The 15509-nt window shown below is 64.3% G+C and carries 13 protein-coding genes; 4 read left to right on the top strand and 9 right to left on the bottom strand.

What is annotated here, in order from left to right; translation table 11 throughout:
- Nucleotides 1-452 precede the first annotated feature (452 nt).
- The 4 genes from JKL46_RS16910 to JKL46_RS16925 are packed head-to-tail and all read left to right on the top strand — an operon-like array spanning nt 453 to nt 5410.
- Nucleotides 453-821, top strand: coding sequence for a hypothetical protein (locus JKL46_RS16910; RefSeq protein WP_201834938.1), 369 nt, complete (start codon nt 453-455; stop codon nt 819-821).
- Nucleotides 818-3313, top strand: a complete 2496-nt coding sequence (locus JKL46_RS16915) for an Hsp70 family protein (RefSeq protein ID WP_201834940.1) — start codon at nt 818-820, stop codon at nt 3311-3313. Before JKL46_RS16910 ends, JKL46_RS16915 begins: the two co-directional genes overlap by 4 nt.
- 1 nt (nt 3314) lies before the next feature.
- The gene (locus JKL46_RS16920) at nt 3315-4748 is read left to right on the top strand and encodes an ATP-binding protein (protein WP_201834942.1); all 1434 of its coding nucleotides are present in this window, start codon (nt 3315-3317) and stop codon (nt 4746-4748) included.
- Nucleotides 4745-5410: a dihydrolipoyllysine-residue succinyltransferase component of 2-oxoglutarate dehydrogenase complex gene (locus JKL46_RS16925; protein WP_201834944.1), complete on the top strand. Its 666-nt coding sequence runs from the start codon at nt 4745-4747 to the stop codon at nt 5408-5410. The genes JKL46_RS16920 and JKL46_RS16925 overlap by 4 nt, the downstream gene beginning before the upstream one ends.
- 4 nt (nt 5411-5414) lie before the next feature.
- Here JKL46_RS16925 and JKL46_RS16930 read toward each other — a convergent pair whose 3' ends face one another.
- The 9 genes from JKL46_RS16930 to JKL46_RS16970 form a co-directional block, all read right to left on the bottom strand.
- Complete coding sequence (locus JKL46_RS16930) at nt 5415-7073, bottom strand: hypothetical protein (RefSeq protein WP_201834946.1); 1659 nt, start codon at nt 7071-7073, stop codon at nt 5415-5417.
- A 183-nt stretch (nt 7074-7256) separates the two neighbouring features.
- On the bottom strand, nt 7257-8639 hold the full coding sequence (locus tag JKL46_RS16935) for a hypothetical protein (protein ID WP_201834948.1): 1383 nt from the start codon (nt 8637-8639) through the stop codon (nt 7257-7259).
- Nucleotides 8636-9127, bottom strand: a complete 492-nt coding sequence (locus tag JKL46_RS16940) for an MPN domain-containing protein (protein WP_201834950.1) — start codon at nt 9125-9127, stop codon at nt 8636-8638. Before JKL46_RS16940 ends, JKL46_RS16935 begins: the two co-directional genes overlap by 4 nt.
- Nucleotides 9114-9569, bottom strand: coding sequence for a DUF7665 family protein (locus tag JKL46_RS16945; RefSeq protein ID WP_201834952.1), 456 nt, complete (start codon nt 9567-9569; stop codon nt 9114-9116). The genes JKL46_RS16940 and JKL46_RS16945 overlap by 14 nt, the downstream gene beginning before the upstream one ends.
- Nucleotides 9569-10057 carry a hypothetical protein gene (locus tag JKL46_RS16950; RefSeq protein ID WP_201834954.1) on the bottom strand — a complete coding sequence of 163 codons (489 nt, stop codon included), beginning with the start codon at nt 10055-10057 and terminating at the stop codon, nt 9569-9571. Before JKL46_RS16950 ends, JKL46_RS16945 begins: the two co-directional genes overlap by 1 nt.
- Before the next feature lie 108 nt (nt 10058-10165).
- The gene (locus JKL46_RS16955; protein ID WP_201834956.1) at nt 10166-13570 is read right to left on the bottom strand and encodes a UvrD-helicase domain-containing protein; all 3405 of its coding nucleotides are present in this window, start codon (nt 13568-13570) and stop codon (nt 10166-10168) included.
- Nucleotides 13571-13575: 5 nt separating this feature from the next.
- Entirely contained in the window at nt 13576-14139 is a 564-nt protein-coding gene (locus JKL46_RS16960) for a hypothetical protein (protein WP_201834958.1), read from the bottom strand.
- On the bottom strand, nt 14136-14834 hold the full coding sequence (locus tag JKL46_RS16965; protein WP_201834959.1) for a hypothetical protein: 699 nt from the start codon (nt 14832-14834) through the stop codon (nt 14136-14138). The genes JKL46_RS16960 and JKL46_RS16965 overlap by 4 nt, the downstream gene beginning before the upstream one ends.
- Before the next feature lie 186 nt (nt 14835-15020).
- Nucleotides 15021-15449 carry a hypothetical protein gene (locus JKL46_RS16970; protein WP_201834961.1) on the bottom strand — a complete coding sequence of 143 codons (429 nt, stop codon included), beginning with the start codon at nt 15447-15449 and terminating at the stop codon, nt 15021-15023.
- Nucleotides 15450-15509: the final 60 nt, after the last annotated feature.

Below are 15509 nucleotides of genomic sequence, written 5' to 3' on the forward strand. Positions count from 1 at the left end.
AGGGCCAGGCGCCCGCCTCCGGGGGGGTGGCGGGCTCAGGGTTTCGGGCGATACCTCGATTGAGAACAAAGACAGAACACTGGCCGGGCCGAGGGGTCAATGACGCGGATGAGGGAGTCCCCTGTCGGGGTAGGCCGATGGTCGGACGGCCGGGGGGTGCCGTCGCCTGGTTGAGCTGGCCAGCCTTTGGACCACGTGCCTGTCAGTAGGAATGCTCTTGAACCTCGCCGGCGGGTTCGGCTCAGGGCACTTCCCAAAGATCCAACCTGTTTCGCCATTATATGCGCAGGCGCCTCGGCCATCGGCTGAGAAGGATTTTAGCCATAATCTGGATCATTCGCGGGTGGAGGATTGCACTTCCACAGGTATCTCATACCATTTGTGCGGGCAGAAAACGGCCGTGGATTCGCGGCCGTTTTTCGGTAAAGACAAGGGCTCAATAGAAGGCCATCATGGACGACTGTGCAGATGTAAAGCGAGCCGACACGGCTCTTCTTGAGTTGGCATTGGAGGGCTGGCGGTTCCAGAAGCTTTTCACCAGGGCGATGTCCAAGTTGGATGCCGGTGAGTCGCTGCGTTTCGCCAATCAACACCGCTACTTCGTAAAGCGGATCTCCGAATGCCTACATGCCGCGGGTATGCAGCTCGTAAGCCTGGAAGGCCAGCCCTATGATGTTGGCGCTGCCGTCACTGCGATCAACATCGCCGATTTCGGCCCCGACGACGAACTTGTCGTCGACCAGATGATCGAACCCATCGTGATGAACACATCGGGTCTGCTGCGGGCAGGAACCGTGATGTTGCGTAAGGCAGACCAATGAGCAGCTACGTCGGCATCGACCTCGGGACAACCAACAGCGCGATCTGCTCGTATGATGGTGAAGAGGTCCACCTTTACAAGAGTCCGGATCAGACGGATGTCACGCCGTCAGCGATCTTCGTTGACCGCCGCGGCAACCGGTTCGTCGGCCTGCGCGCCTACAACAATGCCGCGCGAAGCCCTGACAATGCAGCTCTCCTGTTCAAGCGTGTCATCGGAACCTCCACCCCAGTGAAGCTGCCAGCGGTCGGCATCACCATGACACCTGAGGAATGCTCCTCCGAAATCCTCAGGACGTTGTTCGGCTACCTGCCCGAGGCGATCCGCAACGACGAGGAAACCGGGACGGTCATCACCGTTCCGGCCGCGTTCAACCAGATGCAGAAGGACGCGACCATGGAGGCCGCGCGTGCGGCGGGGCTAGGTAAGGTCGCCCTGATGCAGGAGCCGGTCGCTGCCGTGATGAGCGTCATGCGCAGTCGGAAAGGCGACGGCATCTTCCTCGTCTATGATCTCGGCGGCGGAACCTTGGACATCGCGATTGCCCAGAGCATCGGGGGGCGTGTGAGCCTCCTTGGCCAGGGTGGCATCCCGATGTGCGGAGGCCGGGACTTCGACCGGGTGATCGTCGATAACATCGTGAGCCCGTGGCTGCAAAAGGAGTTCGACCTGCCTGAGGGCTTCGTGAGCGACCCGCAGTACCGTCTCTTGCGGCGGATGGCCGAGCATGCCGCGGAGAAGGCGAAGATCGACCTGTCTAGCCGTGAGGAGGCGGTGATCTCAGCCTCCGAATCCGAGGTCGCGAGCAGGGATCTGGGCGGCGCCGAGATCTTCATTGACGTCCCTGTGACCCGCTCGCAGCTGGATGCTCTCATTGAGGAGCGGATCCAGCAGTCTGTGGCGGCCGCGCGGGAAACCATCGAGCAGGCCGGCCTCACGCCGCACGACATCGAGCGTATCGTCTTCGTAGGCGGTCCCACGCAGTACAAGCCCTTGCGCGACCGTGTGGCCTTCGAACTCGGGATTGCGCCCTCGACCGACGTCAACCCGATGACGGCGGTCGCCGCCGGAGCGGCCGTGTTTGCCGAGTCCATCGATTGGAGCACACAGAACAGGTCGCGCAAGACGGCCCGTGGCACCGTCAGTGCGGGAGCAGGCTTCCAGCTCACCATCAACTACGCATCCCGGACGCCGGACCACAAGGCGAAGGTGGCGCTGAGGCTCGGCCAGGCGCCGTTGCCGGGCTCCGGCTTCCAGATCGACAGCCTGGACACCGGCTGGTCGTCGGGACGGGCCGAGTTGCGCGATGGGATTATCATGGAGGTTCCTCTCGCCAAGGCGGGAGACAACAGCTTCAAGATTTTTGTGTTCGATCCATCCGGTGGCCCCATCGCCTTGGCCCAGGATCGGATCGTCATCACCCGGACAGCCGCCACGGTCGATGCGATCCCTGCGTCGCACTCCATCGGGGTCGAGGTTCGGGAAAGGATCGGAGGGCCGCTTGTCATCGACTATTTGGTCAAGGCAGGCGATCAACTGCCGGCTAAGGGGCAGCGCCGGTACAAGGCTGAGGAATCCCTGCGGGCCGGCTCGCCAGGCTCCCTCAAATTCAAGGTCTGGGAGGGCGACATCGTCCACCCGATTTCGAACAACAATTTCGTGGGCCTGTTCGAGGTCGCGGGGAGCGACTTTGACGACGGCGTGATCCCGGCGGGTGCCGACCTCCTCCTCGCCTATGAGATCAGCGACTCCGGCAACATCGACCTGGAGATCTCGGTGCCCTGCATCGGCGGGTCGTTCCGGTCGGGACGGAACTTCTACTCCCGCCAATCGGCCATGATCGACTATAGTCAGGCGGCGCGACGCGTCCGTGAGGACGCGGAGGCGACAACCCGCCAGATCGCAGAAATCGCCGCCAGAGTGCATGACCCGAACCTCGACGAGGCCCAAAGCCGCGTGGACCGCGCCGCGGCTCTTTCCCCGGACGAAACCGATCCGGAGAAGGCCAAACAAGCGGCCGATGAGATCCAGGCGGCCAAACGTCTTCTCGCCGACGCCCGGAAGGCGAACATCCGGGTGATCAGGCGGATCGAACTGGACGGCGTCGTCGAGATGTTCCATCGGACCGCAAGGCCGCACGCCAAACCATCCGAGGTCACGTCCTTCGAAAACCTTCAGGCTTCCGCCGAACGTGTGCTCGGTGACCGGGGCCAGGAATTCGAGATGAAAATCCGTGAGCTCCGCTCGAAGGTTGTCGCCATCCTTGCACGACAGGATTGGTTCATCGTGGACCGCTTCAACTGGTATGCCGAGGCGCCCCACCTCTTCAGCGACCAGGGGCTCTACGCCAAACTGGTGGAGGAGGGACGCAAAGCCCTGGCCGCCAATGATGTCGAACGGCTGCGCAACGTCGTCATCGGCCTCGACGTCAACAGGATCGCCTCGCCTGACGCGGACGACCTCGTCGCGGCAAGCAACATCATCGCGAACTGATATGACGCTCGATCCCTGGCTTCCCATCGGCGCCCCGATCACCGAAGGCATCCGAGCGGGCCGTGTCATCGATACTGGCGAGGACTGGCAGATCCTCGCCGTCAATGGTGGCGGCCGCGCCTTGCTCGCACGGATGCCCCTTGCCGAACGATGGATCTCCAGTGGGGTCGTGGGCGAAGGCGAGATGCGCCCCTTCCGGTTCGGGGAGGTGTCGTTCCGGATGATCGATGGCGGATCGCAGCATACGCTATCGTCCCTGGCGAAGTGCCACTCCCCCATGGACAAGGTGGAGGCGCTTGCCTTCGCTTCCGCGATCCGGGCGACCCGCGCCGCCGACCGAACCTCCTCTTTGGAGGATGGGATCTACATCGAGAAGCTATCCCGGGTCTTGCCGGTGTACGGTGGCTCGCCAGGAGCCGACGATGCCTACGTCCTCGGCTCCTGGCTGACCGGAGGCCTGAGGGTATCGGTCCATCCCGTGTCGCGCATCCGCGGCTTGCTGAGTTGGCTGTCCCCCGAGCAGTTGCGGGAGATCGTTGAGGCCGCCGGCCTGGCGGTTGAAGGCATGGTCACGGAGGACGCCGCGCTGAACGGTGAGCCGGACCCTCTGCGGCGCACCGGATCAGCCAGCAGCGGGCATGGGACAGGTCGCTTCAGCCTTCCTGGCCGGGCAGTCTTGGAAGACTTCTTCAATGACCATGTCATCGACGTCGTCCAGAACCGCGAACATTATCAGGCCCTCGGGATCGGCAATCCACCCGCCATCATCCTTGAGGGCCCTCCGGGATGCGGCAAGACCGTCGCGGTCGAAAAGCTTATCGATTTCCTCGGGTGGCCCAGTTTCAAGGTCGAGGCCGGCACCGTCGCCAGTCCGTACATCCATGAAACGAGTCGGAAGATCTCGCAGCTTTTCGCCGAGGCCATTGATGCCGCTCCGTCCGTGATGGTCATCGACGAGATGGACGCTTTCCTGGCCGCCCGCGACGCCGGAGCCGCATCCCAGCATCGCGTCGAAGAGGTCGCGGAGTTTCTTCGTCAGATCCCCCAGGCCATCAAGGCCGGCGTCCTGATCATCGGGATGACAAACCGTATCGACATGATCGACGCCGCTGTGCTGCGCCGGGGACGCTTCGATCATGTCATCAAGGTCGATTACGCCAACGTAGAGGAGATGCTGGCCCTGATGCAGTCGCTTCTCGATGGTGTGCCCATCGCGAGCGACGTCGACCTGAGTGCCCTTGCAATGCGATTGGCAGGGCGCCCGCTGTCGGACACCGCGTTCGCGGTTCGGGAAGGCGCCAGGCTAGCAGCCAAAGCCCGGAAAGCAGAGATCGATGCGGTGAGCCTCATGGCCGCCATCGCCTCGATCCCGGCCAGCGACCGCGGCCCGGCACCGCGCAATCCGATAGGTTTCATCCAAGGATCCGTGTCATGAGTGGAGCGACATCCTCGAACGCCAAGAAGAGTGGGTTCGCCGGGCTTTCAGCAATGGCGTCCACCCTCCCGGCTGAGACGGCCGCTCCCACGACTGCACCGGCCCAAGCAAATCCGGTGCCCCAGCCCGCGGCAACGCATGCGACGGCCCAACCGGCGTTCGAGCAACCAGGGTTTTGGACGTCTGGGCGGAAGTGGGCGGCGGTGGCGGTCGGTGCCATCGGCCTCATCACCGTCGTGAACATGTCCCAGAAGACAACACAGACCAGGGCTCCGTCGAGCACTGTCGCCACCTCGCCAGGTGGCTATGCCCCCAGTCAGCCGTCCACCTATCCCTCGCCTCCCAGCAAGCCCGCTCCGACATCCAAGCCTGCCGTTGAGACCGTGTCGAGGCCTTCCGGCGCGCCGGGCCAGACGTTGAGCACCGCGGAACTGCGCTACTGCCTGACCGAGAAGATCCGCTTGGATCGCATGGAGATGCTGACAGACAACCGCATCTCTGCCCATGTGCGGAATTACAATGCCTTAGTGGGCGACTTCAACACGCGGTGCGGGACCTACCGTTATCGCCAAAGAGACCTGGACTCCGCCCGGACCTCCGTCGAGGCCCAACGCTCGATCATCGAGGCTCAAGCCGCGGAGCAGATCCGGAACTGGAGGTAGCCTATCAATCCAGAAGCTGGCTCAATCGGGGCTTGCTGCTCTTGAAGTAGGCCCGGATCATGTTCTCCAGCACATGCACGTTGTCATGCTTCTGGTACGACAGGACGGCATACACCTTCTTGTCTTCCTTTGCGCCAACCACGAAGTTTCCGTCGTGGTTCCAGATCTTGACCTGATCCCAGCGAAGGCTGACCTGCTCATTCGCCCCGAACGTCCGATGACGGGTCAGCGTGAGGCCATCGTCGCGAATGACGGCATCGGGGTAGGTCAAGTGCTCCCCGGCCTTCAGTTTCCGAATCTGGTTGACCAGAATCGTCACCCCGGCCGCACGCCACAACCGGTCAACGAGTTCTCCGTAAACCTGTTTGTTCCTCATGTTGATGGTGAACGAGGACCGGTCGTCGCCCACAAGGATCATGAAGTCCGTCCCGGTAGGAATCCCGTTGACGGAGTGGCGCGTCGCGCCCCAGCGAATGCGGGTGATGGCATCCAATGGCATGTGGTTGTTGCGCCAATAAACCCCTGCAGGCGAGATCTGAACCTTGTCCTTGAAGAGAACGCCGAGTTCAGCGCTGTAGGTGATCGAGCGGTTGAACTCCTCCTGATCGAGCTCGGCCTGGCGCTGAGCTTCCTGCGCTTTCTTCAGGTACTCGGCATCTTCGGCTGTTCGCTCGGAAAGCTCGTCAAGGTGTGGGAAGTTGTCGCGAAGGAATTCGGTCAGCTGCGCGGGTGCAGCAACCATCCCGTGCTCGTTGTACAGATCCACCGCGAGGGAGCGGATGAGCCCGGCCAGTTCACGGCTCGGACGGTGATCGATCCCGTTGGCCTTGCTGACGATCTGAATGGGTTTCACGATCCTGTTGAAGTTGAGAGCGGTGCTCTTGATGTTCTCGATGATCTTCAGCACCGCGCTCTCACCATGGGGAGCGGCGGCATTCGCCCGTGCGACGAGAGCCGTGACGTTCTCGATCTCCTGTTGGATGAAGCTCTGGGCGCCCGTTTCGAAGACATCGACGAGGTCTTGGACCAAGGCATTCGCGTGCCGGGTTCCCTCAGCGGTGCTTTTCCGGACCAGGACGTCGATGATCTTGACGATGGTCTCGCTGGAAAATTGGTCGACGAGATCCCTCACGACGCCTCGATAATGCCGTCTCCTGGCATCGAGCTCCTCTTCGACGGGGCCGACATCTCGGACGGGGGGGAAGCCTGCGACGGACCGATCCTCATTGATGTCCCTCAGGATCAGATCCGGATCGATGCCTTCCACGGTCTCGGCCAAGTGCAGGATCAGCGCGGCTGCCTCTCCCGGTTTGGTTGCGGCGCCGAGTGTCTCGGCGACCGCCGACAGCACGTTGGCCCGCGCCAAGGGGGGAAGTTCGCCCGCGTTCGTCCTGGCCGCCGGGTCCGCCAGACCGGTGACGATCTGATTGGCCTTGCGTGGCGCCACCCCGGGCAGCCAACCCATCTCGGCCCCCAGGCGGGTGCGGAGATTGATCAGGGCCCCTTGGGCATCGCGGCATTCGTTCGCATCGCGGATCAGGCTCTGCTCCTCGGCGAGCTCAATGAGGCGATTGCGGTTGTCCCGTGTCGTGGCACCGATCACGAAGAAAGGGTTCTTGTGCAGGGAGGTGGACTGCACGAGCGTTTGGTCAGCGAGCGTCATGAAGGGCTTTCACCAGGCGGGACGAATCCGGAACTTGGATAATCTTAGCATCTCCGCTTCCAGGCCAGCGCTAAACTGGAATATCGATGTTGTAGGCTGGGTCTGAATGAACCAAGGTTAATTCAGACCCCTTACATTGGATGTCACAGTGTTCAATGCTTGAAATGGTGCTCATCCATTCGATCAGATCGAGCTAGCCCCCCGTAGCTGCTGAAAGCTTGGAACGGCCGTAATGGTCCTGCCATTGAAGATGGCACGCCGCGCCTTAGGGGCACGGAGATCCATGTCGATCAGCATGTCCGGTGCATCGCTGGCCAACAGGCGCAGGACCTGCGCCAGCATGAGCGTCCCGGCGACGGTTCCGACGAACGGAGCTCCCACTGCGGTCTCCGCCAACTGAGTTAGGCCGCAGACATCCCCTCCGCTCTCGGCGAGGCGACGGTATGCCGGACGGTCCAGAACGGTGGTGCCGCCGCTGCCCGGCGCGGCCCATAAGACGGCCGCGCTTTTCCCGCTTGATGGGAAAGTGTGCACACGGAGGGCACGATAGTCTCCGGCACGGTGGCCGATGCCGGCCTCGACGACGAAGGGAAAGCCAGGGGTCTCCAGCCGGGAGCGGGCGAGCGCGTTGTCCACGCCGCACACCAAGACCGCAGGGTCCGAGGTAGGATCATGATCGAACCGGCCGTTGAACGGGCGCTCGATCAATGTCGTGGCGAAGCCACGGCGCTCCAACACCTCGGCGACAGCCCTGGTCTTGAGCTGTCCGACCATCCCCGACTGCGTCAGGATGGATGTGCTGTCGGTCGATCCCGTGACCCGGTCCATGTCCTGGAGCGTCAGGCGCACCCGTGCGGGGTCTGCGAAATCGCAGAGCATCAAGGTCCACAGAAACGCCTGGCCGAGATGTCCCAAGCCGAGGACCCAGAGGTGATCAGGCAAGGCCTGCAGTTCTGGACCATCGCTCGATGCGGATGTCCAATCGGCGGTGCGGTCGGGGCGCCAAAGGGACAGGCCCATCGACCGCCGCCCCGCCTCGACCTCGCCACGCAGCATGGCGAAGGCCTCGCCGGCGGCGACGGCGCCCGCGAGCACGGCGGCCGGGATGACGGTCGTGCGCTCGGACAGACGATGGCCATCAAGCCGGACGATGCCGCCCCGCCAGCCTTCGAAGGTGACCATGGCACCACGGCCGGTTGCCTTGGCGGATGTCCCGACGACGATGGTCGGCAGCCCGTCCTCGAATGCGCCGACGACCCCGCCAACATCCCTCACCGCCACGTCAAGTGGGATGCCGAGGACAGGGCCAACCAAGACGGTTCCATCCAGGGGGCCATCGACCAGGACGCCTCCGAGGGCGAACCGGCGAGCCACGTTGACGATGGTGAGCACGGCGGCTTGGTGCGCGGCGCTCGTCGCGACTTCGGGGCCCACGGCGATCTGGATGCGGTGGCCCTGCAGGCGTCGAACCGCGGTCTCGAAATCAGGGGCCGCGCCGCTGTCGACGTCGATCTTGGCGGCACGGTTGAGCGTCTCCTTGAGGAGGGCAGGGTTATCGAAAGTCATAGCGTGCCTCGGAACTGGACGTTGAGGAACCCGAGGCGCGGCGCAGGCAAGACGTCCCACCGCTTGGCCCCCAGATACCGGTAATGGCCGACACCAGCGAGGTCGAAGACACTGCGTGCCAAGTTCGGGATGATCAGCGCGATGTGGCCTCGGGTGGCGACCATCGGATGCTCCTTGTCGGAGCGGCTCTGGCCGGCTCCGCCCGGGTGGGTGTGGACGTCGGCGAGGACCTCCAGGCCTTCGCGAGCGCACGTCTCCCATACGGCGTTCATCGCCTGACCCGAGAGACGGACGATGCCGGTCCGCAGGGCTCCAGGGTCGATGTCGTCATAGAAGACAAGCCGGCGGGCCTGCGCGGTTTCGCCTTGCCGATGGCCGAGCACGAAAGCCCCGGACTCGCTGACACCGCCGCCGCGGCGACGCAGTTCGCGGATGAGGCACCACCACAGGGGCAGGGAGAGGGTCAGCGTCGGATCAGGTGATGCCACGATAGCCTCGCGAGTTGAGCAGCCGATGGACCTCGGCAACGTATTGGACGATCCCCTTCGTAGGGTTCCACACGAGGTGGGGATGGGACGCGGCCCAACACTCGTGTCCCGTGCGTGAGACACGGTCGAGGGGGAAGTACAGGGCCGCGCCCTGACGCCAGTCCCAGCGAATGACGCTTTGGAAGACATCGTCGCCCTTCGGCCACTCCGACAGGTCGAGGTAGGCCCCGCGATCCTGGTTCCAGAAGCCACCTGTGGGCGGCTGCGCCGGGTATCCGCAGCATTCCAGGCGCAGAACGAATTCCCGCCCGTCGCGGGCCGTGACGCCGATCAGCACATATGGCCAGGCGATCTCGATAAGGCGCCAACGCTTGCGGGCGCCCCCCTCCCTGAAGAGGGGGGCCGCAAGGTCGCGCTCAAGGGCAGCGCGATCCGGGGTCATCACCAGCCCCCGTTCACGCGTTCGGAAGGGAGCAGGTCGAACGTGATGCTGCAGCCCGACTGGGTGACGAGGGAGCCGATGTGGGTGGACCCGTCGGGGCGCTCCGTGGTCCCAGCAATCTGCAGGGACATCTCGGCGGCGTCGACCTCGTCGATGCCGAGCTTGCGCTCGGCCCAGCGCTTGATCCGGTCGAGGGTCGAGCCGGGCCCGAAGTCGTCCGAGATCACCCGGCCTGCGTAGCGGACGGTGACCTGGGTGCGGTTGCACTTGCTGCGGTGGAGGATCTTGGTCCCTTCGCCGTGGTGACGGATCTGGTGATGATCCTGGAGGGGCTCGTCGGCGTCCTCCTCGAAGAGGAAGCACTCGGCATCGTCGCCCTTGGCAAGGTCGGCCTTGAGGGCGACGACCGAGGTGCCGTCGTGCGTTTCGAGGAGGACGGGCCCGCTCTGCCCCGCCTGATGGATGAAGATCTCGATCTTCTTAGACATTTTCTGAACTCCTTCACGGCCCGACTGGCCGTTCAGGAAATTCATCGGCTGTCCTACGGAAAAACCTCTGGCCAAGCTTCCACTTTTTTCGCGGCCAGGGATCAGCGCCTAACGTGCGCGCCGGGCGCCCGTGGCTGGACAGGAGAAGAAGTGAGCGCACTTCATGCAGGTGTGCATCTCAGGGCGGGGCGGCAGCGCGCCGGACCGGATGACGGCCAGGATCTCCGCCGCTCGGGCAAGATCGGCCGCCGCCTCGTCGGCGCTCCTGACCACCGGCACGATGGCACCATCGGTGAGTTGGGCGACCTCGACGGCGGCGCGCTGCTCCAACGCGATCACGGCCGCCGCATGGAGGATGCCGGCTCTCAACTCCTTGGGCTTGACGGACCGGAGCTCGATGAAGCGAGCGGTCCGGGGCCCGGCTCCGGAGGAGATGAGCGGGACGGGCGCGACGACGTGCCCTCCATCGATAGGCACCTTGATCGTCCGCTCCGGCAGCCCATCGAAACCATCAATGAGCTTGGCCAGGTCGCCAAGCGTCGTCTGAACGAGTTCGCGATACTTCGTCTCCAAGCTGTGCCCGACAGGTCCGCGATCCTGCCACACCTCGTCCAGGGCCGCCTGGACAGCATCCCGGACAGTCACGCCCGACGCCGCTATTTCGGAAACCCGGTCGAGGATCTCGTAGACAACCCCGGATGCTTGCAGGAACGGGCCCTCGTAGCGGCGGCTTCGGATCGCCATCCGGTGCCTGTAGGCGATCTTGAGGCGGCAACCGTCGAAGTCGTTCAGGTCGTGGAGGCTGAGCACGCCGACATCGATGGGCTCCGGCATGGCGCCGACCGCAGGCGTAGCCAGCGAAGTCGCATCCAGGCGCTCGCCCAAGGTCACACCAAGATCGCTTAGGAACCGAGACGGCTCCCGAGCCTGCTTCGCCGCCTTCTCGGTATGGTAGAGCCGCAGGTGATCCTCGGCGCGAGAGATGGCCACGAACATAGCGCAATCCTCCTCTTCAGCCTGCGCCTCCTTGGGGTCGCGCCCGTCGTCGATGCCGGCAGGGTGCTGGCAGATGGCGGTCTTGTATTGGGACGGGAAGTTCTTCTCGTGCAGCCCGACGATGTGAACGGCCGGGAATTCCAAGCCTTTCGCGGCATGGACCGTCATGAGGCGCACCGCCTCCACATCGCCACCGAGGCCAGGTTCGCGCAGATCGCGGTCATCGGCCATGAGGATGACGGTTCGCACGCGGCGCAGGATCTCCTTCCCGCTCAAGGGTCGGCCATCCGGTTCCGTCTGGTCGAGAAATTCGATCAGCTGCCAAAGGGCCGCCCGGCTCAGATCGCCTTCGATCCCATCCTGTTCGGAGAGGTCCCGGAGGTAATCGCTCTGCTCTAGCAGCCAGGTGGCGGCGACCGCGAAGGCGGGTGTGCGCGGCGTCAGCCCAGCCAAGCGCCGCCCAAGGCGCGCCAGGGACGCTGCCCCATGAGAGCTGAGTCCCGGCACACTGCCCGCGTCAGGAAGCACCTCGGCAAGCGCGAGATTGCGCTCCCGCGCATGCATGAGGACCAAGGCGATGTCGCTGGAGTGAACATCGACCTCGCGCAGGGCGCTAATCCGCACCAACGCCGCCCCGTTCGGTTCCGCGACGAGAGCGAGGATGGAGAGGAGGTCCCGGACCTCCTCGCGCTCAAAGAAGCTACCGAGGTGAAGCGTCGGGATGCCGCGGGCGGCGAGCTGTGTTGCGAGCGCATCCAAGCGGGCGTTCGTGCGGGCCAGGATCGTCTGATGACCCAGGGGAACGCCCATGGCCTCCAGGGCCCTGATCTCCTTTGCCACGAGATCGGCTTCGCATGGGTCATCCAGGCCAACATGCAGCACGGTCCGACTGCCGACCTCGCCGCGCCTCGCCTGGGCGCAATAGGGCGACCGGGCCGCGACCGCTTCGCCGCCTTTCGCTTGGCGCCCATCCATGGCCTTGGCGAAGGTGCGGCAGAGCCCGACGATGTGTTCGCTCGACCGGTAATTCCATTCGAGCGGCGTCGTCGTCGCGCCCTCGAAGTCACGGGTGAACCAATCCATGTTCAGAGATGAGGCCCCCCGAAACCTGTAAATCGACTGGCGGGAGTCCCCGACGACCCACAGGGTGGTTTCTGGCCCGTGCAGCGCCTTCAGAAGCCGCGCGCAGGCGCGGTTCACATCTTGGTATTCGTCGACCAGGATCTCGCGGTAGCGTTGCCAGAAGGATCGCCTGACCTCTTCGTCGTTCTCGATCAGCAGCGTGGCGCGCATGACCAGATCGGCGAAATCGACGCAACCGACCTCCTGCAACATGTGCTCGTAGACCTCGTAGACGGTGGCCGCCTCCAGGGTCTTCTCGGCGGCGATCACGGCCTTGTCGGCGGCGGTCTGCTCCTTCTTGTTCGCGGCCGCCGCACGCCGGCCCATGGCCTCGGCTAGGCCCTGCTCGGCGAGCTCACGAAAGCGGGGTGGCGCAATGAGTTCGTCCTTGGCCCGGCCGATGGGTTTCAGGATCTCCTTCAGTTTGCTCCCGGGGTTGCGCAGGTCGTGGAAGTGCGTGAGCCCGAGCAGGGGCAGACGTTCCTCCAGCATCTCGACGGCCTGCGACGGTGAGATGAGGCGGATGTTGGGCGTCAGGCCCATCCTGTCGTAATGGAGGCGCATCACCTCCAAGCCGAAGGCGTGGAAGGTTCCGGTCCAGACCTCCGCGGCCTCATCAGGCCTGCGCTCGGCGATTCGGCCGGACAGTTCTGCGGCGGCCTTGTTCGAGAACGTCAGCGCGAGGATCTTCGACGGTGGCACGCCGTCTCCGAGCCGGCGTTCGATGCGGGCCACGAGTGTGCGCGTCTTGCCCGAACCGGGCCCGGCCTCCACGAGAAGCGCACGGCCGTTGAAGTCGACAGCCTTCTGCTGGCTGGGATCGAGCTTGATCGGGGTTGGAGCAGACGCCGGCAGAGGGGGCGCGTCATCCGGCTTGAGCAGCGCTTCCAGGATTTGGCGCCTTACCTCCGGGAGAGGCATCCCGATCCGCCTGGCGATCTCGCTTGCGGGCAACTTCTCGTCCAGGAAGAGGCGTCGAGCCTGCTCGCGGGGGAGGATGAACTCCCGGGCGAAGACGTTCGCCTGGAGCTCGCGCCGTTCGCGGGGGCCGTAGGTCTCGACGCGGGAGAGCGCGCGAGAGCCCGAGCCAACCCCACTCGTTGCCAGCTCACAGCATTCCTCCGGGCGGTGCAGGACGAGATGACCAAGTTCGTGGGCTGCGAGCAGCGCCTGCTCGTCCTCACCGACGTCGTCGCGCACCAGCACCTGGGAGAAGGCACGGTGGAGTTGGGCGTCGTCCCCTCGCAGGAGGACCCCGTCGTAGGGGACGGGGCAGATCCCGTATCCCGCTTCGGCGAGCGCTTGGCTCACCAAATCGTAGGCTGATGTGAATGCCGCGCCGACGCTCGCGCGCAGCGACCTGGCCTTCGACCGTGCGAGCGCGAAAGCATCCACGTGCGTTACTCCGACAGCCAACGGTTCTTGAGGTCCTCTGGAAGCTTCGAGGCCCGAATCGCCGCCTCGAAGCTCTCGACCGTGGGGCCGCTTTGTTTTCCGGAGGCCTTGCGCTCCACTCCAGCGAGAGCGGGCCCGCCCGAGACGATGAAGTGCTCCTGCAGGCGTTCAATCGCGACGCCCAGCGCGTCCGCGGCGTAGCGAAGGAAGCCCCTCGTTGGGGTCGTGATCTGACGGCCGGCCAACTTCATGATGAAGGGCATGTCGTTGCCGAAGGCGGCCTTGGCGGCGAGCCACGGCGCTGGCGTCGCGAGGTCAATGCTGCGAGCTTGTGCCCGTGCGGTGTCGTAGCTCGTCATCAGCGAGTCGAGGATTGAGGCTGGCGGTGCGTCCTCAGCCTCGCACTCGCTGGCGGCCTGGAGGGAGGCACGCACTGCAAGCCGATCCAGGAATGCACGCTTCTCGTCAGCGAGTTCTGCGAGCGCAGCGCGGATGTCCTCGGGACGCGAACCCCTCTCGAAGACTTCGTCCGCGGCCAACCTGGCCTTGTTGAGACGGTCGGTGTTCATGTCAGTGGCTCCCAAGCTTTCTGCAGCTTGTTCTTGATGGTTGTCTTAATCTCCCGGAGCGTGCCCTCCGGTTTGCCAAGCATCCGGACGAGATCCGTGCTGGCGCGCGGGCTCTTGAGCGGGATCTCCGAGAGGAAAAGCGGGTGGAAGTACCTCATCTCCTCACGGGTGAGGACCTGGGCCGCCCGCGCCTCGATCAGCGCCGTTTCGGCCATCTCGATTGCGGCGTCTCCGCCGTCGTCTTCCCCGTGGCTCTCGGCCTCGAACTCCTCGTGGACGTTGCCATACAGATCGGACAGGTACTGCTGATAGATGTCGGCCGCCGCCCGGTCCCGGTTGCGGGCGAAGGTGATCTCCCAGAAGTCGATGCCGTCGGTCTTCGCGACGGCTTTGACGATGACCTCGCACAGGCTGGCCACGAGGTCTTGCCGGTCCTGCTGGGACAGGGTGGAGTAGGCCTTCCAGGCCCACCCTGTCAGGCGTTCCATGAGAGCCTTGTATGCCAGCCTCTCCGTGGCCTCGTCCCCTTGGACCCGGGACCGGCGGATCACCCGGACGAGGGCTTCGTCCGGAAGACGCGGTCCCAGGCCGGTTCTGGCCGATTGGAGCTCTGCCCTGAGCTCCGCCACCTCCAGATCCGCGATCCTGTCCAGGGCCGCCGCAACATGCGACGGATGATAGAGATCTTTCGTCATGCCCCCACCCGTAGGCCCCGGCAGTGAACCGGTTCTAGCCTTGTATCGGTTCGCCGCCGGAAAAACCTCCGGGGCACCCTTGTTGTGGCCACCCTAACCGCCCGGGAACGATTCGTCCTGGGCTGCACAGGCTCGACGAGGCGCGCGGATCCCTGCCTTTGACGGAGGACCCGCCCCCATTGGGCCTTAAGGGTTATCCATATCCCTTCCACCCTGCACTACGTTCGCTATTCTGCACAGGTTGTGGGGGGAAGCGCCGTGGACGCCAAGACGCCGGTAAGGTGGGTATATGAGACGAAAACTGATGTCGTTCCGGAGTTCTGGCAGTTCCTGAAGAACCTCCGCTTGGATGACCTCGTGGCCGAGCTCATTCAAAACGAGATCGACGCCGGCTCGACGCACACGATCCTGTCCTTCGATAAGGATCGCCTTCGGTGCACAGGGACGGGGAAGGTCGTCGACGACACTGGTTGGGCGCGGCTGGGCTATCTCCGCGGGGCAGGGTACGAAGTTGCCCAGAAGGAAGGTCTCATCGGGGTGAAGAACCACGGTCTGAAGGCCTGCTTCACCATCGGAAATGACATCTACGTTCGATCCGGCGGACTGGCGGCGCACCAGACGCTCTTCAAGCACGGCCCCGACAAGCCGCCCCATCCCGGGGCCAGCAACGCCATA

The sequence above is a fragment of the Microvirga zambiensis WSM3693 genome (assembly GCF_016735695.1).
In the GTDB taxonomy this organism is placed as follows: Bacteria; Pseudomonadota; Alphaproteobacteria; order Rhizobiales; family Beijerinckiaceae; genus Microvirga; species Microvirga zambiensis.